This is a genomic window from Cutibacterium namnetense (genome assembly GCF_001642025.1).
Classification (GTDB): Bacteria; Actinomycetota; Actinomycetes; order Propionibacteriales; family Propionibacteriaceae; genus Cutibacterium; species Cutibacterium namnetense.
On the sequence record NZ_LWHO01000003.1, the window covers coordinates 237,398 to 259,268 of the forward strand.

Consider the following 21,871-nt stretch of genomic DNA (forward strand, 5'->3'; position numbering starts at 1 on the left):
AAAGGAGTCAGTGATGACCATGTCGAGAGACGATATGCGGCCTGCCTCTAACGAGGCGGGCCGCCGCGCCCTGGTTGGTCGCAACAATCCTTCTGCTGTATCCGACAGTCCCTCTGGTGGATCCGCCGTCGGCACGAAGTGGACGGCTGGGCGAACTCCCAAGCCATTGCCGCCATGCGGCGAAGGGATGAGTAGGAACCTCAAGAATCGGCACATCCAGATGATCGCGTTAGGTGGCGCGATCGGTACCGGACTGTTCTATGGTTCAGCGACTGGGATCCAGCTGACCGGACCATCGATTATCTTGGCATACGTAATCGGCGGCATCATTATATTCGTGGTGATGCGCGCGCTCGGTGAGATGAGCGTGCACACTCCAGTTTCGGGTGCCTTCAGTTTCTACGCCTACCAGAACTGGTCACGGTTCGCGGGATTCTTTTCCGGCTGGAACTATTGGTTCAACTATATTCTAGTGTCCATGGCGGAGCTCGCCGTGGTCGGCACCTACGTCAATTTCTGGCTACCCGGTGTTCCGACTTGGCTTACCGCTATGGCATTCCTGGTAGTTATCACACTGGTGAATCTGGTAGACGTGAAGGCCTATGGGGAAATCGAATTCTGGTTGGCGATCATCAAGGTTACCGCTGTCCTCGCAATGATCGTTTTCGGAATCGTATTGGTCGTCATGGGTAGCGACTTAGGCGGCACGCCGGCCTCAGTCAGTCACCTGTGGGACTGGGGCGGCTTTATGCCAAACGGCGTCACCGGCCTTGCCCTGGCTTTCGTTGTGGTCTTGTTTTCTTTTGGCGGTGTCGAGCTGATCGGCATTACGGCTGGGGAGGCAGACAACCCCAAGAAGACGATCCCGAAGGCGATCAACCAGGTTGTATATCGAATCCTCATCTTCTACGTCGGATCGATGTTCGTGATCCTGTCGATCTATCCGTGGACGAAAATTGACGGATCAATGAGTCCGTTCGTGGCGATTTTTGATGGGATCGGCATTTCAGGCGCTGCGCATGTGTTGAATGTTGTTGTCCTCACTGCGTCGATCTCGGCATACAATTCGGGACTGTACGCGAATGGGCGCATGCTCTACTCGTTGGCGCACCAGGGGAATGCCCCGAAATTTCTTGGGCGGCTCAATCGTTCTGGCTCGCCCATGTGGGGTGTACTCGTCTCGTCGGGTGTCACGGCGGTCGCAGTCGTGCTCGCGTTCGTTGTTCCGAATCGGGTGTTCGCGATCCTCATCTCGGTCGCGCTTGCAGCGGGCATTATCAACTGGGTGATGGTCATCATCACGCAGATACAGTTTCGTCGCCGCATCGGCCCCGAAGAGGTGCGGAAGCTCGCGTTCCGAATGCCCCTGTATCCCGTGGCGAACATCATCGTCATTGTTCTTCTCGTCGCTCTTTTCATCGGCATGGCATTCATGCCTGACTATCGCATCGCGGCGATCGTGGGACCGATCTGGATCCTGTTGCTGACGTGCGCCTACTGGACCAAACAGATGATGACAAAGAAGCATCACCCAAAGCCTGCTTAACAAAGCCTCGCCGTGCGTGACAGCAGAGCAGTGGTCAGCTTGCGACCCATCAAACGTTATGATGCCTCTGCATCCGGTGCAGGTAGAGCAACTGGGACTCCACAATTTTCAGATCGCAGCGCCGAAAGTTAGCTCGGCAGCAAAAATGAACTTATGTCATTCCTGCTGCCGAGCCGTAGACGCGACGCTGTGCCCATCGCATGCGGTCAGGATTTCACAATAGGAGTGCTGTTACTCCGTACGCGACCACTACTGCAATCGCTATGGTCGCTATACCTGGGATCTGGAATGGGTGATCGACCACAAAGCGGCCTAACCTTGTGGTTCCTGTGTCATCCATCCCGACAGCCGCAACCGTCGTCGGGTAGGTCGGCAGGAAGAACAGGCCCGAACAAGCTGCGTAGGAGGCGAGTAGGACGCTGCCGGGCAGCCCCAAGGCTGCGGCGACGGGCATGAACGTGATCGCTGTGGCAGCCTGCGAATACAGCAGCGCGGAACCGAAGAAGAGGACGACAGCCAGCAGCCACGGATGAGCTTGAATGACGCCGGATCCAGCTGCCTTGATCGTGGCTATATTCGACTCGACGAAGGTATTCCCCAGCCATGCGACGCCGAGTACGCACAGTGCCGCGTTCATTCCGGAGCGGAAAGTCGCCTGAGTTGCGATCTTGTCTACTTTGACGTGGCAGCACAAGACGATCACCAGACCGGCAGCCATCATGACCGCCATGATCGCGGCGGCACGGGGTAGCGGCGGGTTCGAGACCTTCGTGATCGCCGCCGCATAAACCATGACGAGGACAATCGCGGACGCGAAGATGATCAGCGATGTCCCCGCCCTCGGGACGATCTCATATTTGCCTTTGCCGCGAAGGGTGACGAGTCCTTGGGCCTTGCGTTCCTGGTAGATGGGATCTTTTTCGAGGTCAACCCCGGTTCTGGAGGCCACGACTGCTCCACCCAGGACACCGATGAGACAGACGACCACGGTAATGCCGACGATCACGGGATATGTGATGCCATCGGGCGCGAGGATCGAGACCATGGCTATGGTTGCTGCCGAGATCGGAGATGCGCAGATGCCGATCTGTGAGGCCACAGCGGCGATGGTCAGCGGGCGTGAGGGTCGTACCTTCTGCTCTTTAGCGACTTCAGCGATGACGGGGAGGGTGGCAAAGGCCACATGGCCGGTGCCACAGAAGACGGTCATGAAAAATGTGACGAGCGGTGCATAGAATGTAATTCTATCGGGGTGTTTTCGGAGCAGCCGCTCGCTGTGCATGACCAACAGTTCCAAGCCCCCAGCAGCTTCGAGCGCTGCGACACAAGAAATGACTGCCATGATGACACCAAGGACATCCCAAGGAATGCCCTTGGCAGGGTTGACGTTCGCTCCGAGAAAGCCGAGAACTATCACCCCGGTTGCTCCAGCATACGCGATGCCCATACCACCGATGCGTGCCCCGATGAGAATAAAAATCAGGACGACGATTAGTTGAATAAATACCATTATTTATAATTACCTGATGCTCATAATGATGTCGTGAACCCAATGGGCTTCGCAGTTGTGGTGCCACTACTGCGAGGCGTATGGACATGCTGAACCCGTGGCCCCAATCGGTGGGGACCACGGGTTGGTCTAGTTGTCAGCTTCCGTTGCGTATCGACGTCGAACGGTGAGTCGACAGGACGTGCTCGCTCGGTGAATACGTGCGTCCCGTGTAGCGTGGTTTCAAGTAGTTTTCCCTCGTCATGATTCGGTCGTATTCCTCGGCGCTCAGCAAGCCCTTTTCGAGGACGACGTCGCGAACGGGTTTTCCAGTGCGGGCGGCTTCTTTCCCAACGAGATCACCCTCATGGTGACCAATCGTGTCATTGAGGTAAGTGACGATACCGATTGAGTTCGTCACGTAGCCGTAGCAACGGTCGACGTTCGCGGTGATGCCGTCGATGCAGCGGGTACGAAGCGTGTCGCATGCGTGCGTCAACAGGTGGATCGATTCGAACATGGCCTGGCTCAGCGCCGGTTCCATGACATTGAGCTCCAGCTGGCCAGCCTCGGCGGCGAAGCAGACCGTGACGTCATTTCCGAAGACCTTGAAACAGATCTGATTGGCGACCTCTGGGATTACCGGATTCACCTTCGCGGGCATGATGGAGGAGCCTGCCTGCATCTCCGGTAGGTTGATCTCGTTGAGACCTGCACGCGGTCCGGACGACAACAGTCGCAGGTCGTTGCAGATCTTCGACAACTTGGCTGCCAATCGTTTGACGATCGAGTGCACCGCAATATAGGCGCCGTTGTCATAGCTGGACTCAACTAGGTCATAAGACGGACGGATGTCGAGGCCGGTCACCTCCGCGAGTTTCTTGGTGACGATGGTTGGGTACCCCTCCGGAGTGTTAATTCCGGTGCCGATCGCCGTGCCGCCGAGGTTGACCTCCAACAGCATGTCGGAACCAGCGCGGAGCCTCTCGATTTCGTGATAAATATTCGTGCGCCATGATTCGAATTCCTGGCCGAGGGTCATGGGCACGGCATCCTGGAGCTGGGTACGGCCCATCTTGAGGACTTGCGAGAACTCCTGCCCTTTAGCGCCGAAGCTTTCGCACAAGTCGCTGACGGCGCGAATGAGGTCCTGCAGCAGGGCGTAGACGCCGAGGCGGAAGCCTGTTGGGTAAGAGTCGTTCGTGGACTGCGATTTGTTGACGTCGTCGTTGGGATGAATGATGTCGTACCTGCCCTTGTCCTCACCGATGAGTTCGAGGGCGAGGTTGGCGATGACCTCGTTTGTATTCATGTTGATCGAGGTTCCTGCGCCGCCTTGGAAGGAATCGGTTGGGAACTGGTCCATGCATCGACCATCTTCGAGAATGGCGTCGCATGCTGCGACGATCGCGTCAGCGACGTCAGTAGGCAAGACGCGGAGTTCCTTGTTCGCGAGGGCTGCGGCCTTCTTGACCTGCACCATGCCGCGAATGAAGTTTGGCTCGTCGTTCATCGAGCCATGGGACATCTGGAAGTTCTCCAAGGCTCTTAGCGTGTGGATCCCGTAATACTTTTCTGCCGGAACCTCTCTTTCGCCAAGGAGATCCACTTCTGTTCGTGTTTCCATCTAGCACACCTCTTCTAGAGTATCTACGAAAACCACGCGAAGTCATACGTCGACTACGTGTGCCGAGAAAACTATCATGGGGGAGCGTTTCAGGCAACGGAAATTTTATTCGGTTGAAGTCTTGGACGAGATTCACGGGATGCTCTTGGTTGCGCATGTCCCAATGATCGCGGACCGATAAGATCGCCCCAATTCTAAAAACACTAATAGCATTCATGGGGGGTGTCAAATGTGATGAGTGTTGGGATGATCGATGTCACAATCTTCCAGTGACCGAAAACACGATGCCTGCACAATTGTGCTGCCATACGAAGCAGTATGAATGCTTTGTGCTGCAGAGGTTTTCCTCTACTGACGGGGCCTGGGGCAAAGAATTCATGGGAGTCCATGGCTCCTAGTACGGCTCCGGCAGCTACACCGATATCCCAACCGCATCGGCGTCAGGCCACCCCCAACTCCTCGAGGAACGAGTTGGCCCACACGTCGATCGTCTTGTCGAAGACCTGACGACGCATGGATCGCATCTTGCGAGCCTTGACCTTCGGAGATTCCGCGAGCGCTTTCATAATGGTGGCCTTCATACCGTCGATGTCGTACGGGTTCACCATGTAGGCCTGCTTGAGTTCACGGGCTGCACCGGCGAACTCGGAGAGCACCAGGGCAGAGTCGTCGTTCGAGCGGCAGGCGATGTACTCCTTGGCAACGAGGTTCATGCCGTCGCGCACCGGGGTGACAAGCATGAGGTCGGCTACCTGGTACATCGCGGCCAGCACCTCGCGCGGTACCGATTCGTTGCGGTACACCACTGCACGGTTGGCGATCGTTCCGACTTTCGAGTTGATTTGGCCGACGAGAAGGTTGATGTCGTCGCGCAGAATTCTGTACTCCTCGACACGTTCGCGCGATGGCGTGGCCAGCTGCAGGAAAACCACCTCGTGGGGATCGAGCTTGCCTTCCTTGAAAAGCTCGCCGACGGCACGGATCCGTTGATGCAGCCCCTTGGTGTAGTCAAGCCGGTCGACACCGAAAATGATTGTCTCCGGGTTGCCCAGATCCTCGCGAAGCTTGGCAGCCTCAGCTTGGACCTTCTCAGAGGTGGCCAGTTCGTGGAATCCACGTGAGTCGATCGAGATCGGGAAGTCATGGATGACGACGGTGCGACCGTCCGGGGTGCGGGCGCGGCCACGAGCGGCAGTAACTCCGGGACGATGCTTCGCCAGCCGTTGGAAATTGGCAGCAGCTCCGGGGGTCTGGAATCCGACGAGGTCAGCCCCTAGCAAGCCCTCGACGAGCTCCTCGCGCCACGGCAAGCGGCTGTAGAGCTCGATTGGCGGGAACGGAATATGGAGGAAGAATCCAATGCGCAAGTCTGGGCGCATCTCGCGCAGGTATTTCGGCACGAGGTTGAGCTGATAGTCCTGCACCCATACTGTGGCGCCCGTGCTGGCTTGCTCAGCAGCCTGCTCGGCAAATCTCTTGTTGACCTTCTGATAGGCGTCCCACCACTCGCGGTGGAAGACTGGTTCGACGATGCAGTCGTGGTACAGCGGCCACAGGGTGGCGTTAGCGAACCCCTCGTAATACTCTTCGACTTCCTGGGCGCTCAGTGGCACTGGGTGGATGTCGTAACCGTCATGGTGGAAGGGTGCGACGACTTCGTCAGGCGCGCCGTGCCATCCGATCCATGCGCCGCCCTTGCGCTGCATGACAGGTTCCAGTGCAGTGACGAGGCCACCGGGGGAGGACTTCCAACTAACGTTGCCGTCGTCGTCGACCTTGCGGTCTACCGGCAGGCGGTTTGCAACGACAAGGAAGTCGACCTTGTCTTGGACGGTCTCCGACATCTTTGATCACACCTCTCATGGCGGTCATGCTGTGCAGCAAGGCCACTGTTTACGCTACCAATCGTTGACCCCCGTCCGAGGTTGTTCTTCGCTATTTGGCGGCTCTGACCCACGACGAGCCTGGTGTGTGTGACGATTGCCCCATGACGGACCGTCTTCTACCAGCCGACAAGTCGTGGACTGCTTTGACTGATGCCGGAAGGGGGATTCTAGACGCCGTGACAGCTGACCCGGTCACCGTGCTGCTTGCATTGGACTTCGATGGCACCTTGGCTCCCATCGTTGATGATCCTGCTGCCTCGACGATGGCGCAGGAATCCCGGGAAGCGATGTCCCGCATGGACGGCAAGCTAGCCACGATGGCCATCATCACCGGACGAGAGGTTGCGGCAGTGCGGCGTATGACGGCTGTTGACCAGCAACCAGGCTTGGAGCACCTGGTGGTGCTCGGACAGTATGGAGTGGAAAGGTATGACGCCTCTTCTGGTGCTCTTCGAGATCCCGAGGTTCCCGAAGCGGTGCGCATCGCCAAGGGGCGTCTTGACGAGCTTGCGGAGGAACTCGGCCGGGAGGATCCGCGAGATAAGGGTTGTTGGATTGAGGACAAGGGACGCGCCATCGCCTTGCACACTCGCCGAGCCGTCGATCCGGCCCATGCATTAGCTACTGCCGCGCCGAGGGTGCGTGAGATTGCCGCCGAATTGGAGCTGCATTGTGAGGATGGCCGCAATATCATCGAGTTGAAATCTGCCGTCACGACAAAGGCTCAAGCCTTGCGCGAGCTCATTGACGAGGTCGAGCCGCAGGTTCTCATCATGTGCGGTGATGATTTGGGTGACGTCCCGGCTTTCGAGGTGGTGGCGGAATGGATCAATGCCGGTCATCCCGGTGCCCGCGTGGTCAGTTTCTCCGGGGAGCAACCCTCAATGGCTGACTATGCCGATGTCATCTGTGATCAGACGGCGGGGCTATCAGCCTTTCTAGAGAACCTCGCAGACCGCGTCTGTACCGAAATGTGATACGTAATCTCTCAATTTAAGACAAATCAGCCCTTTCCTTGAAAGGTTAGGACGCCTGTGCTTGCATACTTTCTGACGCCATTGATGACTGACGCTGTACGGCGTACCTCGCGAGCGAGACAAACGTCGTGGCGCGGTCGGTGGTCATGGTTAATTAATGGGAAGGCGGAATGGTGAACATGCACCGTGCTTGGAGCAATCTTGCCGATCGATCGATTGTGGCCTCCGCTTGTGCTACATGCCTGTGCTGTTGTTGATCCAACCGACATTTCGAGTAATGAGTGGCCCCGTGGTCGCATATCGATCTAGTGCCTGCAAGGTGCGTACCGGCGTCCATCATTTCGATAGATTCAAGTCAAGGTGACCCTACGGTGAAGCTGTCGTAGCTTCCTAAATCGAATTCACCATGGTCCTTACTAGTTTCACTGAAATTGCCCACGGATTCGTTCTCCTGTGTGGCTGCTGTGTCGCTAATGCGCTTCTTTAGCGTGGGTGACCAAGATCTTCTCGGGAATGCCAGCTTATCATTCCGGCAGCCATCGAGCTTTTCCGTTTTCCGGCTGGACGATCACCGTTGAAAGGCATGATCCACACATCAACAACCGCAATCACCAGATAGCTAATCGAAAGGACTGATCATCATGGCAAAGATCGCTAACGACGTTACCGAGCTTATCGGTAACACCCCGCTGGTTAAGATTAATAAGCTGTTCCCGGACTCCCGAGCCACTGTGCTGGCCAAGCTCGAGTTCTACAACCCGGCCTCCAGCGTTAAGGACCGTATTGCGAAGTCGATCGTTGACGCCGCCGAAGCCTCCGGTCAGCTTAAGCCGGGAGGCACTATCGTCGAGTCCACCTCCGGAAATACCGGTGTTGGTCTCGCTCTTGTCGGTGCGGCTCGCGGCTACAAAGTCATCATCACCATGCCTGAGACGATGTCCAAGGAGCGTCGCGCCATTATTCGTCTGCTGGGCGCTGAGCTGGTGCTCACCCCAGGCGCCGACGGTGTGCCGGGGGCCAGCGCTAAGGCTGCTGAGATCGTTGAGAACACTCCCGGCGCCATCCTGGCCAGCCAGTTCGACAACCCCGCTAACCCGGCGATTCACCATGATCGCACCGGTGAGGAGATTTGGAACGACACCGAGGGCAAGGTAGACGGCATCGTCGCCGGAATCGGTACCGGCGGCACCATCTCTGGCGCTGGTGAGTACCTCAAGGAGAAGAACCCCGAGGTCAAGACCTTCGGTGCCGAACCCGCCGAGTCCCCCGTTATTACTAAGGGCGAAAAGGCCCCGCACAAGATTCAGGGCTGGGGCCCGGGCTTTGTCCCGGACAACCTCGACAAGTCCGTCGTCGATGAGATCCTGCTCGTCCCCGGTGATGAGGCCATCGCCTTCGCCCGTCGCGCTGCTGCAGAAGAGGGCATCATCACGGGTATTTCCGGTGGCGGGGCTCTGCAGGCTGCCGGCCAAGTAGCTGCACGTCCGGAGTTTGCGGGAAAGACGATCGTCGTCGTCATTGCCGACACCGGTGAGCGCTATTTGTCGACTGCTCTGTTCGAGGGCCTCCTCGACTGAGGACACATTCGCGGACTGGCCGGTACCTTGTGAGGTGCCGGCCAGTGTATGACCCGGTTATGACGATGTGCGGCCATGTTCGGTCACGACACCAGCGATGATCTGCAGCGCGGAAACAAGCGTTGCGTCGTCGTGGCTGCCGAAACCGAGGACGATTCCTGCTACCCCGGCGTCGGGAGATCCCCAATATGTCGACAATGGTGTGACGCCGACTCCCTTCTGCCTGCATCGCTGGACGACGTCGTCCTCGGATCCATCGAATACCAGGACAGCGTGCAGTCCGCCGTCGATCGGTTGCAAGGTTGTCCCCGGTAACGATCCTAGGGTGTCGATGACGGTGCGGCGCCGACGTCGGTAGACCTGGCGCATTCGTTGGGTACGTCGACGCAGTGCCCCGGTGGACAGGTAATCCGCCACGGCTTCTTGGACGATAGCTGGAACGGGTTGGCCGGTGGCTCGACGCTGTCGGGCAAAGGAGTGGGCGAGATCGGGAGGTACGACAAGATAGCCACATCCGAGCGCTGGGGTAAGCACTGAAGAGAAGGTTCCTAACAGGATGGTGTGCGCTTCGTCTAGAGAGGCCAGGGCGGGAAGAGGAGCACCCACATGACGCAGCTCAGAGTCGAAGTCGTCCTCGACAATCCAGCACGAGGCCATCTCCGCCCATTCGATGACGGCTGCCCGGCGGCTCGCTGACAGTGACCCGCCCCACGGGTACTGATGGCTTGGTGTGATGAGCACAGCATCTAGGTTCTTCTCGCCACCACCGGTCGGAAGGCTGGCAGGGTCCAAGCCTTGGTCATCGGTCGGCAGTCCGGCGATCCGATGTCCGAGGGCCGTCGGCACCCTTCTTAGGCTGGGGTATCCGGGGCTCTCCACGCCGATCGTCAGGCGGCGGGACCCGGCACACAGCACTTGGATGAGTTCAGCTAGCCCCGCTCGGGCGCCTCCCGTGACGACGACCCGACGCGGATCGGCAAGCAAGCTGCGCATCTGACGGAGGTGTTCGGCAATCTCGTGGCGCAGGTGCGGTGAACCCAGCGGGTCGGTAATGCGCGGCGGGTTGACGCAGGTCCGGTGCCATGCCGAGCGCCATGCCGAGTTCGCCAGCCCGGCGGTGTCTGGTGCCCCAGGGGTGAGGTCGATTCCCTGATGGCGTCGAGGCCGGGGAACTGATGCCGCAGCGGCACAGCGGCGATGAAGACCGCGCAGGTCGGGATTGACCTGGGTTCCCGAACCGGCGGCGGCCACGAGATAGCCTTCCGCCTCAAGCTGTTCATAAGAGGCGACGACGGTTCCCCGTGACACGTTGAGCTGAGCCGATAGGACTCGGGTGCTCGGCAGATGATCCCCAGGGGCGAGTACGCCGTCCATGATGAGTCCACGCACTTCCTCGCAGATCCGGACCGGTAACGGCCGCGGATCGTCGGGCAGATGTAACGGCAGCTCGACGACGAGATCCGGTCTCATGACGGTGAACCGAAAAGTGGTCCAATGAGAGCGATCATATATGGATCTTGTCATGGACCACGATCATGGATTTCATGGGGTCCATGAGTGAACACAACCCTGCAACAAATAGCATTGGAACCACACGGGTCAAGCGCGGACTGGCCGACATGCTCAAGAACGGCGTCATCATGGACGTCGTCACGCCAGAGCAGGCGAGGATCGCCGAGGACGCCGGCGCATCTGCCGTCATGGCCCTCGAACGGGTCCCCGCCGATATCCGAGCCCAGGGTGGCGTGGCGAGGATGAGCGACCCCGACCTCATCGAGGGCATCATTGACGCCGTCTCTATCCCCGTTATGGCTAAAGCCCGAATTGGTCACTTCGTCGAGGCTCAGGTGCTCGAGTCCCTCAAGGTGGACTTCATCGATGAGTCGGAAGTGCTCAGCCCAGCTGACTATGCCAACCACATCGATAAATGGGCCTTTGACGTCCCCTTTGTGTGCGGGGCGACGAACCTGGGCGAGGCCTTGCGCCGCATCGCCGAGGGTGCTGCGATGATCCGATCCAAGGGAGAAGCAGGCACCGGCGATGTCTCCGAGGCCGTCCGCCACCTGCGCACCATCCGTGCCGAGATGGCGCGGCTAAATAGCATGTCTCCCGACGAGCTCTACGTGGCAGCCAAAGAACTGCAGGCCCCCTACGACCTCGTCGCCGAGGTGGCTCGTACGGGTGAGCTGCCAGTGGTGCTTTTTGTCGCTGGGGGAGTGGCTACTCCTGCCGATGCCGCCCTGGTTATGCAGATGGGGGCCCAGGGCGTCTTCGTGGGTTCGGGCATCTTCAAGTCCGGCAACCCTGCTGCTCGTGCCGCGGCCATCGTCAAGGCGACAACCGCTTACGACGATCCCGACACGATTGCCGAGGTTTCCCGCGGTCTCGGCGAGGCCATGGTCGGCATCAATGTCGCTGACGTGCCAGCCCCACATCGGTTGGCTGAGCGAGGTTGGTGAGATGGCTCCACTCATCGGGGTGGTGGCCCTGCAGGGCGGGTTTGCCGAGCATATCGAGGTCATCGAGTCGCTCGGGGCCAATACCCGTCGGGTTCGTCGGGGCGCTGATCTGCAGGGCCTCGACGGGATCATCATGCCCGGCGGCGAGTCAACCGTTATTGACAAACTTATGAGGTCCTTCGACCTGGCCGAACCGTTGCGAAATACCATCCGCGATGGGTGCCCGGTGCTAGCCACCTGCGCTGGACTCGTCGTGTTGGCCAGCGATCTGGAGGACGCGGCGAAAGACCAGCAGACCCTCGGCCTGCTCGATATCACCGTGCGTCGTAACGCTTTCGGGTCCCAGCTGGACTCTTTCGAAGGAACCCTCGACATCGACGGGGTCGGGGAGGGGGTGCCGGTTACTTTCATCCGTGCTCCCGTCGTCACCCGGGTAGGACCCGACGTCGAGGTCATCGCTCGGCTGCCCGACGAGGCGGGTGACGCAAGGGGGGCCATCGTCGGGGTGAGGCAAGGTAACGTCTTCGCCTTGTCGTTCCACCCGGAAGAAACTGACGACGACCGGGTACATCGCATGTGGTTGCGTCAAGTGTCTGCCGCGGGTCTGAAGACGGCCACCAGAGCTCATGATGACCCCTCCTGAACACTGTTCAAGGATGGCGGCTAGCATTCCTCGCTGTGAGTCCTGAACAACAGCTTCTCGAATATGATCGACGCCACGTCTGGCACCCTTACGCCCCGACCGTCGGGGTAGACCCGATGTTCGCAGTGACGGCCGCCAACGGAGTCCGGTTGCAGCTGCATGATGGGCAACGTCACCACGAGGTCATCGACGCGATGGCCTCGTGGTGGTGTCAGATTCACGGCTACCGCAGCCCGGCCCTTGACGAGGCCCTCAACCGTCAGAGCTCCCAGTTCAGCCACGTCATGTTTGGGGGACTCACCCATAAGGCAGCTGTTGACGCCGTCATGTCCTTAGTGAACCTTGCCCCCGGCTCCCTCGACCGGGTCTTCCTGGCCGATTCCGGGTCGGTTGGCGTTGAAGTGAGCCTCAAATTGGCTCGGCAGGTTCAGATTGCTCGCACCGCAGCGCGCGGCGGCACCCTGACGAGGACACGCATTGCCGCTTTGCGCGGGGCCTACCATGGCGACACTCTCGGCGCTATGAGCGTGTGTGACCCTCTCGGTGGCATGCACGCTATGTTCAGCGACTCTATTCCTCAACAGATCTTTCTGCCGCGCCCTCCCACTTTCGCAGCCAACGAGGCCGACGTGGAGGCGTGGTGCAGCGCGGCCGATGAGATCCTCGACGCCCACCGCGACGACCTAGCCGGAATCATCGTCGAGCCCATCTTGCAGGGAGCTGGAGGCATGTGGCCGTGGTCTCCGTCCTGCCTAAGGCACCTGCGCCGTCGCGCCGACGAGCTCGACCTGGTTCTCATTGCCGACGAAGTCGCTACTGGATTTGGGCGAACCGGCAAACTTTTCGCCTGCGAGTGGGCCGACATCGTTCCCGACATCATGGTGGTCGGAAAATCCATGACCGGCGGATACCTGACCCAGTCGGCCGTGCTGTGTTCCGATGAGCTGGCCAGCGAGGTCAGCCGAGGCCCAGGCGGATCCCTCATGCACGGCCCCACTTTCATGGGAAACCCCTTAGCCAGTGCGGTCACTGCGGCGAGTCTGGCGATCATTTCCCAGGGGCAGTGGCACGACGACGTCACCCGCATCGCCGATGTGATGTCCAGGGAGCTGAGGCCACTGCGCGATGTGCCCGGGGTCAGCGATATTCGCGTCTTCGGGGCTATCGCCGCGGTCCAGCTCGACACCCCGATTGTCATGCGAAGGGCTACACGCGCTGCCGTCGAGAACGGGGTGTGGCTTCGGCCTTTCCGTGATCTCGTCTACGCCATGCCGCCCTATATCTGCACGGATGATGATCTGAAGGCCATGGCTGCGGGGATGCGTGCCGTTGTCATAGATCAACTTGATGCTGCTTAGGTCAATATCGATCACCAGAAGGAATCATGAACATTACCGATCTCAACGGAATCGTCATCGTTACCGGAACCGACACCGACGTCGGCAAGACTGTCACTACCGCGGTTATCGCCTCAGCGCTGAAACAAGCTGGCAAAGACGTCACCATCATCAAGCCGTACCAAACCGGTCTGGCGCCCGACGAACCCGGCGATGTCCACGACGCTGGACGACTCGCCGGCATCGACACTGACAACCTGTTGGAATACGTGCGCTGCCCCGAGCCGCTGGCCCCGACTACCTCTGCTGCTCGGGCCGGGATGATCATTCCCTCCGTCGAAGAGGTCGCAACCCGCATCCTCGTCGATTCCGACGGTCACGACGTCACCGTCATTGAAGGAGCCGGCGGCGTCCTCGTCGGCTTGGACAATGACGGGTCCGGAGTCCTCGACCTCATGGATGCTCTTACTCGGCGTGGGCACGAGCCCCACGTCATCGTTGCCGTCCGCTCGGTGCTCGGTACCCTCAACCACACTGGTTTGACTTGCAGTGCCATTCGCGACCGGGGGCATCAGGTCGACGCCGTCGTTATCGGCTCCTGGCCGGTCGACCCCGACCTTGCCGAGAGGTGCAACCTCGAAGAAATTGAGGATGCCGCCGGGGCCCCGCTGGCCGGAGTCATCCCCGCTGGCATTGGTAGGGATCCCGAAGCTATTCAGCAGACGGCTAGGGATTTTGGACAGACCCAGTGAGCGCAACCCTCGCTGCGGACTCTCGGTTGGAGGACTTGGGCTACCAGCCCAGCCTGAACCGTCAGCTGTCCTTTGGATCGCTGCTGGTCTACGGGCTGCTCTTCTTCGTCCCAATGGCCCCGGTGGCCGTCTTCGGGCCGGTGGTTAACCGTTCCGGGGGCGTGCCGGTGTTGGTGTATCTGGTAGCAGCAGCCGTTATGGGGTTATCGGCGATCAGTTATCGCGAGATGGCTTTGCGCTTCCCGGTAGCAGGATCGGTTTACGGGTATACCCGTTTCTCCCTGGGGCGCACCCCAGGATTCATCGCCGGATGGCTCATCCTGCTCGACTACATCCTTATGCCCGCACTGCTTACAGTGCTCTCGGCTGTCGCCCTGGCCCATATCTGGCCCAGCGTCCCCATGGGGATCTTCGCCCTCGTTTTTGTGCTCGCCGCTATGGCACTCAACCTGCAGGGTGTGAATGTTACGACGCGGGTGGGCATCGTGCTGTTGGCCATCCAGCTCGCCACGATCGCGTTCTTTCTGGTGTGCGTTGGACGAGGGTTGGTCAGCGGAGACGTTGTCTGGAGTTGGCACGCACTGTGGCGGCCAGGAACGTCGTGGCCCTCGGTAGCGTCCGCGGTGTCTATTGCGGCGCTGAGTTATCTAGGGTTCGACGCCGTTGCCACTCTCAACGAGGAAGCTCGTGGCGGAGGCCGTGCCGTCGGCATAGCCACCCTCGCCCTTGTCGGCCTGCTTGCCTTCTTGTTCGGGGTTCAGGTGATGGCTGCTGGATTGGTTTCGGATACCGCTCATTTCGCTCCCGGTGGGGCGACTAACCGGGCCTTCTATCACGCCGTTGACACGGTCTGCCCGGCATGGTTTACTCCGGTCTTCACCGTCGTCAACGCCTTCGTCGCTATCTTTGCCTGCCTGGTGGTTGCTCATTCCTCAACGGCCCGGCTGATTTTCGCGATGGCTCGTGACAGGGTCATGCCTGCGGTACTGTCGCATACTAATTCCAAGGGCGTCCCGTGGGTGGCCATCGTCGTTGTGACGGTCGTTACCGCGATCCTGGCTGTCACCTTTGATTGCCACGTCGAGGTCATGACGACCCTAGTGACGTTCGGGGCCCTTTCCAGCTATGTCATGCTGCATGCTGACGTCATTGCCCAGTGCATCGTTAAAGAAAAGTCACACAAGTGGGTGCGTCATCTCATCGTCCCGATCCTCGGCGCGCTCACCCTTCTGGTTGCTTTGGCCAAGACTGAAGAGATGACCCGAATGGTGGGACTGAGCTGGCTCGCAGTGGGAATCAGTGGCGCGGTTATTGCTCGAATGCGTCATTCATGTCACGTGGGCACTCGGGCACCCTGACGACGCCACTGCCTAGCGGGGCGTCCAATGGCTAGACGCCATAACAATGGCCTCGTAGGGAGCACGGTAAGATGCCGACGTGCGTTTTACCCGGTAAGGTGATCACTCGTGTCGGGGCGTTAGCTCAGCAGGTCAGAGCAGGGGACTCATAATCCCTGGGTCGCGGGTTCGAGCCCCGCACGCCCCACCGCGAACTTCATAGCTGCCGTTCGGTAATCTTCCGGAAAGATCCTCGACCCGGCGTGAATTACCCCAGCAGGGATCGTATCTGCCGTCCCACCGCCGACTCGTCGTGGTTGCCGATGATGGTGAATCCACGGTCGCGCAGCATGGGATGGGCGTCGGAGACAATGTATGGGTATCCCACCAATTCCAGCATGGTGAGATCGTTCGGCATATCCCCGAAGGCAGCCGCGTCTGACGGATCAATGCTGAGGTCAGCACAGACCTGTTTGAGGGAAGCTCCCTTAGAGACTCCGAGTGCCGTAATCTCCACAAGACCGTCAGCCATGGTCGCGGAGAAGGTCGTTGTACCGCGATCACCGACGATGGGTTTGACGACCTTGAATAGCTCGTCGCTGGGAAAGCCGAAGGTCCGCACCAGCAGCTTAACGACGCGGTAATCGTCTCCCAAGAAGCGCTCGATCTGGCCTTCACCGTCTGGCGGGCCGCTGATCTGCCAGCGGTCGAAGCCCTCTTCGGAGAACCACCGGGTGGCCTCTTCGATGCAAAACAGCGCGCGTGGGAGCGCCTTGCGGACGTCGCAGACGATGTCGGTGACCGTCTGCGGAGCTATGTACACGTCGTGCAGAACCGTTCCGGTAGCGGCATCGACGCTCACCGCTCCGTTGGAAGCCAACAATGTGGGATGAATGGACCGGAATGGGTCGAGCACCGTCAGCCAGCGATAAGGACGTCCGGTAGCGAAGACGACGTGCACGCCGACGTCCGCAGCAGCGAGTATGGCCTCGGTGTTCTCGGCACTGGGCATCTTGTCGGCGCCCAGGAAGGTGCCGTCCAGATCAGTGGCAATGAGCGCAACCATTACAGCCTCCCTCGTCCAGTCGGCGATCCCGACGAGGTGCCGGTGCCTGCACTTGGCGACTGCATTGACGGGGTGCGCGACGGTGACATCGACGGATTATTCGACGGTGTGGCAGACCGGCTAGGGCTCTTCGAGGGGCTCGGTGATTTGCGCCTGGTAGACGGCGACGTGCTTTGCCCCGAGCTCTGGCTTGGGGTGGGACGTGAGGAGCTATTTGTCGAGCTACTCGACGATGCCGATGTCGGGACCGGGGGAGGCGGGGGAGACGGCGGCACATTTTGGAATAGCAACACCGCGATGAGCAAACCTGTCAACGCGATGAAAAGGGTGAGTAACCAAGCGACCACGGTGGTCGACCAACCAGCTTTGTCTCGACGACCTGGCCATGGTAACGGCCAAGTGCGGACTCGGCCCGTGGCGGTGTCGTCGATCCAATGCAAACGGAAGTTCGGGCCAGCTGCCGGGGCCCCGGACATAGCCGACATGTCGACGGTGCCGAGGATCCGTCGCGCCTCTGCCAGAGCAGCACGTGAGCCATCATTGACCAAGGCGACCCAGGGGGCCAACGATGGACCATCGTTTTCGGGGCCGGTGGCAGGGCGGTACAACCTACTGAGCCGACCTGTGTTCTGTCCGGCGCCACCGCGGGCAATAACAGTCTCAGAATGGAGATGATTGACCTCGCCTGCAAGCCGGTCCCAGGAGGCGGGATCACTGGCTGCACCATGTGACAGCACGATCACCAGGACAGCCTGGCCGTCGTCGTCATGAGCGGAAAACACCGTGCCTGACGGCATGGCTAGAACACGGGCGTCGAGCCAGAACTCGTCGACCCGCGGTGGGTCAGACGGTTGCAGGGGTAATGCCTCAGGAGGCCACGAATTACTCGACATCGTCTACTATCTCACCACATTTGAACCACGACCTCCGAACGACGGGTGTTCGCCTGCGTTGGTCCTTCGCTGTTCTTGGGCTGTGTCACTGTCACGGTATCGTGAGTGCGGGCCCGTCCCGGGTCTTGCACAAGCCAGGCAGGAGACGTCAGTGAGCACCCAGCATTACTCGGATGGTCAGGACATCGGTAAGGGCAATCAGGACGCCCCGATGTCGAACGACGAGGCAGCCCGCCTCATCGGTCAGGCCATCGGACAAGTACAGCGGGTCATCGTTGGCCAGGAGCGCATGGTAGAGCAGCTCATGGTTGGGGTGCTTGCCAAGGGGCACATCCTCCTCGAGGGTGTGCCAGGCGTCGCTAAAACCCTTGCCGTGCGCTCGTTTGCGACCGTTTTAGGCGGCGGCTTCGCACGAGTCCAGTTCACCCCCGACCTTGTTCCTTCTGACATCGTCGGTACTCGTATCTACTCGGCATCGAAGGAAAACTTCGATATCGAGCTCGGTCCAGTTTTCGTGAACTTCGTGCTGGCCGACGAGATTAACCGAGCTCCCGCAAAGGTGCAGTCGGCCATGCTAGAACTCATGGCTGAAAAACAGGTGTCGATCGCAGGGCAGACCTTCCCTGCACCGCACCCATTCAGCGTCATCGCTACCCAGAACCCGGTGGAATCGGAGGGCGTCTACCCGCTCCCCGAGGCGCAGCGCGATCGCTTCTTGCTTAAAATCGATGTCCCTTATCCGCGTGGAAACGAGGAGTTTGAGATCCTGCGCCGGATGAGCGTCAAGGCTCCTCGACCTCAGCAAGTGTTGACACCTGAGGCTGTCGTTGCCTTGCAAGATATGGCTTCCGACGTCTTCGTACACAACCTCGTCGCTGAGTACGTCGTGCGTCTGGTGTTGGCCACTCGCAATCCTGGCGACTTCGGGATGCCTGACCTCGCCAACGTCATCCAGATTGGTTGTTCCCCTCGTGCCACTCTCGGTTTGGTCGCAGCGGCGCGAGCTCTGGCGCTGATCCACGGTCGCGATTACGTCCTTCCGACCGACGTCCAGGCCGTAGCCGTCGATGTTATGGCGCACCGCTTGGTGCTCAGTTTTGACGCTATTGCTGACAACGTGTCCGCTTCCGACGCCATCGCGAGGGTTGTTGCCATGGTGCCGCCGCCGACCCCGGTGTGGAACGAGGAGCAGCGTCAGACTACTCAGCACAATTACCCCGACAATCCGGGCCAGTATCCTGCTCCGACGGCTCCGCCCGCTCAGTTCTGAGGCGTCCGTGATGACGCGACCGACATTCCGCGATCCGCAGCCATCGTCAGTGGCGCAGACGCTGGTGAGTCCGCCCACGGGGGCGACCCTGCCGCTCAACCAGCTTGCCCCTGAGGCGGCGCTGCGACGATTGGAACTCACGATCGTGCGCCGGTTGGAGGGATTCCTCCATGGTGATCACCTGGGTCTGTTGCCCGGGGCTGGGGCTGACGTCAACGACGCCCGTCCTTACGAACCCGGTCAAGACGATGTGCGCATGATGGATTGGGCTGTCACAGCCCGCACTACCGTCCCGCATGTGCGCGAGACCATTGCCGACCGCGAACTCGAGGTGTGGGCGCTTCTCGACGTCACCGGCTCCATGAACTGGGGCACGGTATCCATGACGAAACGGGACTTAGGTATCGCCGCGATCGCCACCATTGGTTTCCTCTCCCAGCGAATGGGAGATCGTTTTGGTGGGGTCATTATGCGCCCCGATTCGGTGCGCCGCCTGCCTGCCCGATCCGGGCGAACAGCTCTCTACGGGCTGCTGCGCTCGATGCTTACTGAGCCGATAGTTGCCGACAACGCTCCCGCACAGATGACTTTGGCTAACGGTATCGAAAACCTCGCGGCCTCGGGAAGGCGTCGCGGTATGAAGGTCGTCGTTTCTGACTTCCTGTCTCCCGGTGACGATGCTCTGGACCCCAACGATCGTCCGGAGTGGGAACGATCCCTGCGTCGGCTATCGGTGCGAAACCAGGTGTTGTGCATCGAAATCGTCGACGCTGCTGAGCTGGACTTTCCCGACGTGGGTGACGTTATGGTCCGAGACCCAGAAACGTCTTTCGCTCACTACGTCAATACTGCCGACAGGGCTACCCGCGAGCGGATGAATGCTGCTTCCCGGGCCCAGCGCGAGCGCATCTCAGCGGCTATCCGACGGGCGGGTGCTGGGCACCTGCAGCTGCGCACCGACTCAGACTGGGTTACCGATATCGCGCGCTTCGTCCTCGGATATCGGCGCACAGCTGCGATGTTGCATCAGCCGCCTCAGGGGGTGACGAAGTGACGCCGCTCTTTCTTGGCCTACCCGAGGTCAAGTCGCCGTGGGTACTGTGGTTCTTGCTGCTCGTCCCGGTGCTGCTGGTTTCCTACATCTGGGCCTTGCATCGCAGTCGTTCCACGGCAATGAGGTTTACCAATACCGCCATTCTTGGCGCGGTGATGAGTAAGCAGCCGCAGTGGAAGAGGCACATCGCCGTCGCCGCCGCTTTGCTATGCGTGGCAACTACCACTGTTGCATGGGCTCGGCCGATGGGCACCGAGCAGGTGCCACGCGATCGAGCCACTATCGTTGTCGCCATCGACTCATCCCTGTCGATGAAAGCTGATGACGTTTCCCCCAACCGTCTCGCTGCAGCCAAGGCCAAGGCCAAGGATTTCATCACTAGTCTTCCGACCGGATTCAATGTCGCCGTGGTGAGCATTTCTGAGCATCCGGAGATCCGGATGCCACCGTCGACCGACCGACCCACCGTGTTGCGAGCTGTCGACGGGATCGAGCTGCAGGACGGCACTGCGCTGGGCGGTGCCATCGATAAATCCCTTGAGGCTGTCAAGATGGCTCCCGGGGAGTCTAAGGATCCGGCTCCGGCCGCCATTGTCATGCTCAGCGACGGCGGTAATACGCAGGGTGGTTCTCCCCTGGTGGCGGCCAACCACGCTGCCGCGGCCAAGGTGCCGGTGTACACCATCGCCTTTGGCACCGAGACCGGGTATGTCGACCTTGATGGGCAGCGAGAGAGGGTTGCACCCGATACCAAACTGTTATCTGCTATCGCTGACCGTACTAACGCCAAGTCATGGACCGCTGACTCGGCGGACAAGCTCCAGGAGGTTTATAGGCAGGTGCACTCTTCGGTGGGTTACGAACCGGTCAGAAAGGAGGTGACGGCAACGTGGGCTTTCTACGCCTTCTGCTTTGCCGTCGTCTCTGGGCTGGCCACCTTGTCCGTGGCGGTGAGATGGCCATGATGACCCTGATTGCTTTTGGACGTCCCGGACGACTATGGTGGCTGCTGGTGCCCGGGATCTTCCTTGCCGTCTACCTTGTAGTAGTGATGTGGCGTCGTCAGCCACACGAGGGCCCGAATGAGTTGAAGCGGTTTCTACCTAGCTCGCGGCCCTGGAAGCAGCATCTGGCGATGGGGCTGTCAGTACTCTCGATGGCTACCATGGTGCTGGCATTCGCCCAGCCAAAGGCCTACCACGATGTGCCCAGAGATCGAGCTACCGTCGTTGTTGCCATTGACGTGTCGCGCTCAATGGTGGCAACCGACGTCGAGCCCTCCCGACTTTCTGCTGCTAAAACCGCCGCGAAGGATTTCCTGGGCGATTTGCCGCCGCGGTTCAATGTCTCCTTGGTGAAGTTCGCGGCATCCGCTCAGGTCGTGGTACCCCCTACGACCGATCGTGCTGCGGTATCGACCGCGATCGCAAACCTTCAGGTGCTGCCGTCTACCGCAATCGGCGAGGGGATATATTCCTCCCTCAACGCCCTCAAACTGGTGCCAGACGATCCGAAGCATCCCAGGGAGAAGCCGCCCGCGGCGATCGTGCTCCTTTCTGACGGGGCGACCAATGTTGGCCGTCCTTCTCTTGAAGCGGCCAAAGAAGCGGGACGCCAGCACGTGCCGGTGTACACCATCGCTTACGGCACCGCGGGCGGATACGTCGTCGAAGGCGGCCAGCGCCAGCCTGTTCCTGTCAACCACTATGAGTTGGCGGCGGTAGCGAAGGCCTCTGGCGGTGAAAAGTTCTCCGCAGAATCTTTGGGGCAGTTGTCAGACGTCTACAAGTCAATCGCCCAGTCGGTGGGGTACGAGAAAGTTTTCGGGGAAGTGACTGATAAGTACGTCGGCGTTGCTTTAGCCCTCATGGTGCTGACGGCAGCCTCCGTCATCACTTTGTGCGCCCGTTGGCCCTAATTCCTCGTTTCGAGAGTAGATTCGTCGACGTCTTGGCAAT

Annotated in this window: 18 protein-coding genes and 1 tRNA gene; 13 read left to right on the forward strand and 6 right to left on the reverse strand. The window is 59.9% G+C overall.

The genetic code is table 11. The features are described from left to right. Positions 1-19: 19 nt before the first annotated feature. Positions 20-1,546 (forward strand): amino acid permease, encoded by a 1,527-nt coding sequence (locus A5483_RS04705; protein WP_417033704.1) that lies wholly within the window; start codon positions 20-22, stop codon positions 1,544-1,546. A 214-nt stretch (positions 1,547-1,760) separates the two neighbouring features. Here A5483_RS04705 and A5483_RS04710 read toward each other — a convergent pair whose 3' ends face one another. From A5483_RS04710 to A5483_RS04720, 3 genes are all read right to left on the reverse strand, one after another. Continuing rightward, positions 1,761-3,059, reverse strand: coding sequence for an anaerobic C4-dicarboxylate transporter (locus tag A5483_RS04710; protein ID WP_325051174.1), 1,299 nt, complete (start codon positions 3,057-3,059; stop codon positions 1,761-1,763). A 133-nt stretch (positions 3,060-3,192) separates the two neighbouring features. Beyond that, positions 3,193-4,662, reverse strand: a complete 1,470-nt coding sequence (aspA, locus tag A5483_RS04715; RefSeq protein WP_082863998.1) for an aspartate ammonia-lyase — start codon at positions 4,660-4,662, stop codon at positions 3,193-3,195. A gap of 440 nt (positions 4,663-5,102) precedes the next feature. Then, a complete protein-coding gene (locus A5483_RS04720; protein WP_002548586.1) occupies positions 5,103-6,506 on the reverse strand; it encodes an alpha,alpha-trehalose-phosphate synthase (UDP-forming) in 1,404 nt (467 codons plus the stop codon). A 125-nt stretch (positions 6,507-6,631) separates the two neighbouring features. Between A5483_RS04720 and otsB the strand changes: the two genes are divergently transcribed. Then, positions 6,632-7,525 carry a trehalose-phosphatase gene (gene otsB / locus A5483_RS04725; RefSeq protein ID WP_193790442.1) on the forward strand — a complete coding sequence of 298 codons (894 nt, stop codon included), beginning with the start codon at positions 6,632-6,634 and terminating at the stop codon, positions 7,523-7,525. 641 nt (positions 7,526-8,166) lie between these two features. Continuing rightward, entirely contained in the window at positions 8,167-9,102 is a 936-nt protein-coding gene (cysK, locus tag A5483_RS04730; RefSeq protein WP_002548544.1) for a cysteine synthase A, read from the forward strand. Between the two features lie 57 nt (positions 9,103-9,159). On the opposite strand, the gene pdxR is transcribed toward cysK, so the two are convergent. After that, positions 9,160-10,572: a MocR-like pyridoxine biosynthesis transcription factor PdxR gene (gene pdxR, locus A5483_RS04735; RefSeq protein ID WP_081474402.1), complete on the reverse strand. Its 1,413-nt coding sequence runs from the start codon at positions 10,570-10,572 to the stop codon at positions 9,160-9,162. A 149-nt stretch (positions 10,573-10,721) separates the two neighbouring features. On the opposite strand from pdxR, the gene pdxS reads away from it, so the two are divergent. The 6 genes from pdxS (at position 10,722) to A5483_RS04765 (ending at position 15,838) form a co-directional block, all read left to right on the forward strand. Continuing rightward, positions 10,722-11,561: a pyridoxal 5'-phosphate synthase lyase subunit PdxS gene (gene pdxS / locus A5483_RS04740; RefSeq protein WP_042842725.1), complete on the forward strand. Its 840-nt coding sequence runs from the start codon at positions 10,722-10,724 to the stop codon at positions 11,559-11,561. 1 nt (position 11,562) lies between these two features. Further along, complete coding sequence (gene pdxT, locus A5483_RS04745; RefSeq protein ID WP_002548634.1) at positions 11,563-12,204, forward strand: pyridoxal 5'-phosphate synthase glutaminase subunit PdxT; 642 nt, start codon at positions 11,563-11,565, stop codon at positions 12,202-12,204. A gap of 35 nt (positions 12,205-12,239) precedes the next feature. Beyond that, positions 12,240-13,562, forward strand: coding sequence for an adenosylmethionine--8-amino-7-oxononanoate transaminase (bioA, locus tag A5483_RS04750; RefSeq protein WP_063811140.1), 1,323 nt, complete (start codon positions 12,240-12,242; stop codon positions 13,560-13,562). Between the two features lie 26 nt (positions 13,563-13,588). Beyond that, positions 13,589-14,293 carry a dethiobiotin synthase gene (bioD, locus tag A5483_RS04755; RefSeq protein WP_063811141.1) on the forward strand — a complete coding sequence of 235 codons (705 nt, stop codon included), beginning with the start codon at positions 13,589-13,591 and terminating at the stop codon, positions 14,291-14,293. Beyond that, positions 14,290-15,651, forward strand: a complete 1,362-nt coding sequence (locus A5483_RS04760) for an APC family permease (RefSeq protein WP_063811142.1) — start codon at positions 14,290-14,292, stop codon at positions 15,649-15,651. The genes bioD and A5483_RS04760 overlap by 4 nt, the downstream gene beginning before the upstream one ends. 113 nt (positions 15,652-15,764) lie before the next feature. Then, positions 15,765-15,838, forward strand: a tRNA-Ile gene (locus A5483_RS04765). 60 nt (positions 15,839-15,898) lie between these two features. On the opposite strand, the gene A5483_RS04770 is transcribed toward A5483_RS04765, so the two are convergent. Next, complete coding sequence (locus A5483_RS04770; protein ID WP_002548712.1) at positions 15,899-16,696, reverse strand: HAD hydrolase family protein; 798 nt, start codon at positions 16,694-16,696, stop codon at positions 15,899-15,901. Beyond that, positions 16,696-17,589: a hypothetical protein gene (locus A5483_RS04775; protein WP_042842621.1), complete on the reverse strand. Its 894-nt coding sequence runs from the start codon at positions 17,587-17,589 to the stop codon at positions 16,696-16,698. The genes A5483_RS04770 and A5483_RS04775 overlap by 1 nt, the downstream gene beginning before the upstream one ends. Before the next feature lie 82 nt (positions 17,590-17,671). Here A5483_RS04775 and A5483_RS04780 point away from each other — a divergent pair, with 82 nt between their 5' ends. Genes A5483_RS04780 through A5483_RS04795 form a run of 4 tightly spaced genes read left to right on the forward strand, consistent with a single transcriptional unit; the run spans position 17,672 to position 21,831 of the window. Continuing rightward, entirely contained in the window at positions 17,672-18,859 is a 1,188-nt protein-coding gene (locus tag A5483_RS04780; protein ID WP_063811143.1) for an AAA family ATPase, read from the forward strand. A 49-nt stretch (positions 18,860-18,908) separates the two neighbouring features. Further along, the gene (locus tag A5483_RS04785; RefSeq protein WP_176607858.1) at positions 18,909-19,913 is read left to right on the forward strand and encodes a DUF58 domain-containing protein; all 1,005 of its coding nucleotides are present in this window, start codon (positions 18,909-18,911) and stop codon (positions 19,911-19,913) included. Next, positions 19,910-20,878, forward strand: a complete 969-nt coding sequence (locus tag A5483_RS04790; protein ID WP_063811144.1) for a VWA domain-containing protein — start codon at positions 19,910-19,912, stop codon at positions 20,876-20,878. The genes A5483_RS04785 and A5483_RS04790 overlap by 4 nt, the downstream gene beginning before the upstream one ends. Further along, positions 20,869-21,831, forward strand: a complete 963-nt coding sequence (locus A5483_RS04795) for a VWA domain-containing protein (protein ID WP_063811145.1) — start codon at positions 20,869-20,871, stop codon at positions 21,829-21,831. Before A5483_RS04790 ends, A5483_RS04795 begins: the two co-directional genes overlap by 10 nt. Positions 21,832-21,871: the final 40 nt, after the last annotated feature.

Excerpts from the sequence above, each read along its gene's own strand:
- cysK (WP_002548544.1), top strand. The coding sequence starts at position 8,167 with ATGGCAAAGATCGCTAACGACGTTACCGAGCTTATCGGTAACACCCCG.
- A5483_RS04770 (WP_002548712.1), bottom strand. The coding sequence starts at position 16,696 with ATGGTTGCGCTCATTGCCACTGATCTGGACGGCACCTTCCTGGGCGCC.
- aspA (WP_082863998.1), bottom strand. The coding sequence starts at position 4,662 with ATGGAAACACGAACAGAAGTGGATCTCCTTGGCGAAAGAGAGGTTCCG.
- A5483_RS04720 (WP_002548586.1), bottom strand. The coding sequence starts at position 6,506 with ATGTCGGAGACCGTCCAAGACAAGGTCGACTTCCTTGTCGTTGCAAAC.
- A5483_RS04705 (WP_417033704.1), top strand. The coding sequence starts at position 20 with ATGTCGAGAGACGATATGCGGCCTGCCTCTAACGAGGCGGGCCGCCGC.
- pdxT (WP_002548634.1), top strand. The coding sequence starts at position 11,563 with ATGGCTCCACTCATCGGGGTGGTGGCCCTGCAGGGCGGGTTTGCCGAG.
- pdxR (WP_081474402.1), bottom strand. The coding sequence starts at position 10,572 with ATGAGACCGGATCTCGTCGTCGAGCTGCCGTTACATCTGCCCGACGAT.
- pdxS (WP_042842725.1), top strand. The coding sequence starts at position 10,722 with ATGCTCAAGAACGGCGTCATCATGGACGTCGTCACGCCAGAGCAGGCG.
- bioD (WP_063811141.1), top strand. The coding sequence starts at position 13,589 with ATGAACATTACCGATCTCAACGGAATCGTCATCGTTACCGGAACCGAC.
- A5483_RS04775 (WP_042842621.1), bottom strand. The coding sequence starts at position 17,589 with ATGTCGAGTAATTCGTGGCCTCCTGAGGCATTACCCCTGCAACCGTCT.
- A5483_RS04795 (WP_063811145.1), top strand. The coding sequence starts at position 20,869 with ATGGCCATGATGACCCTGATTGCTTTTGGACGTCCCGGACGACTATGG.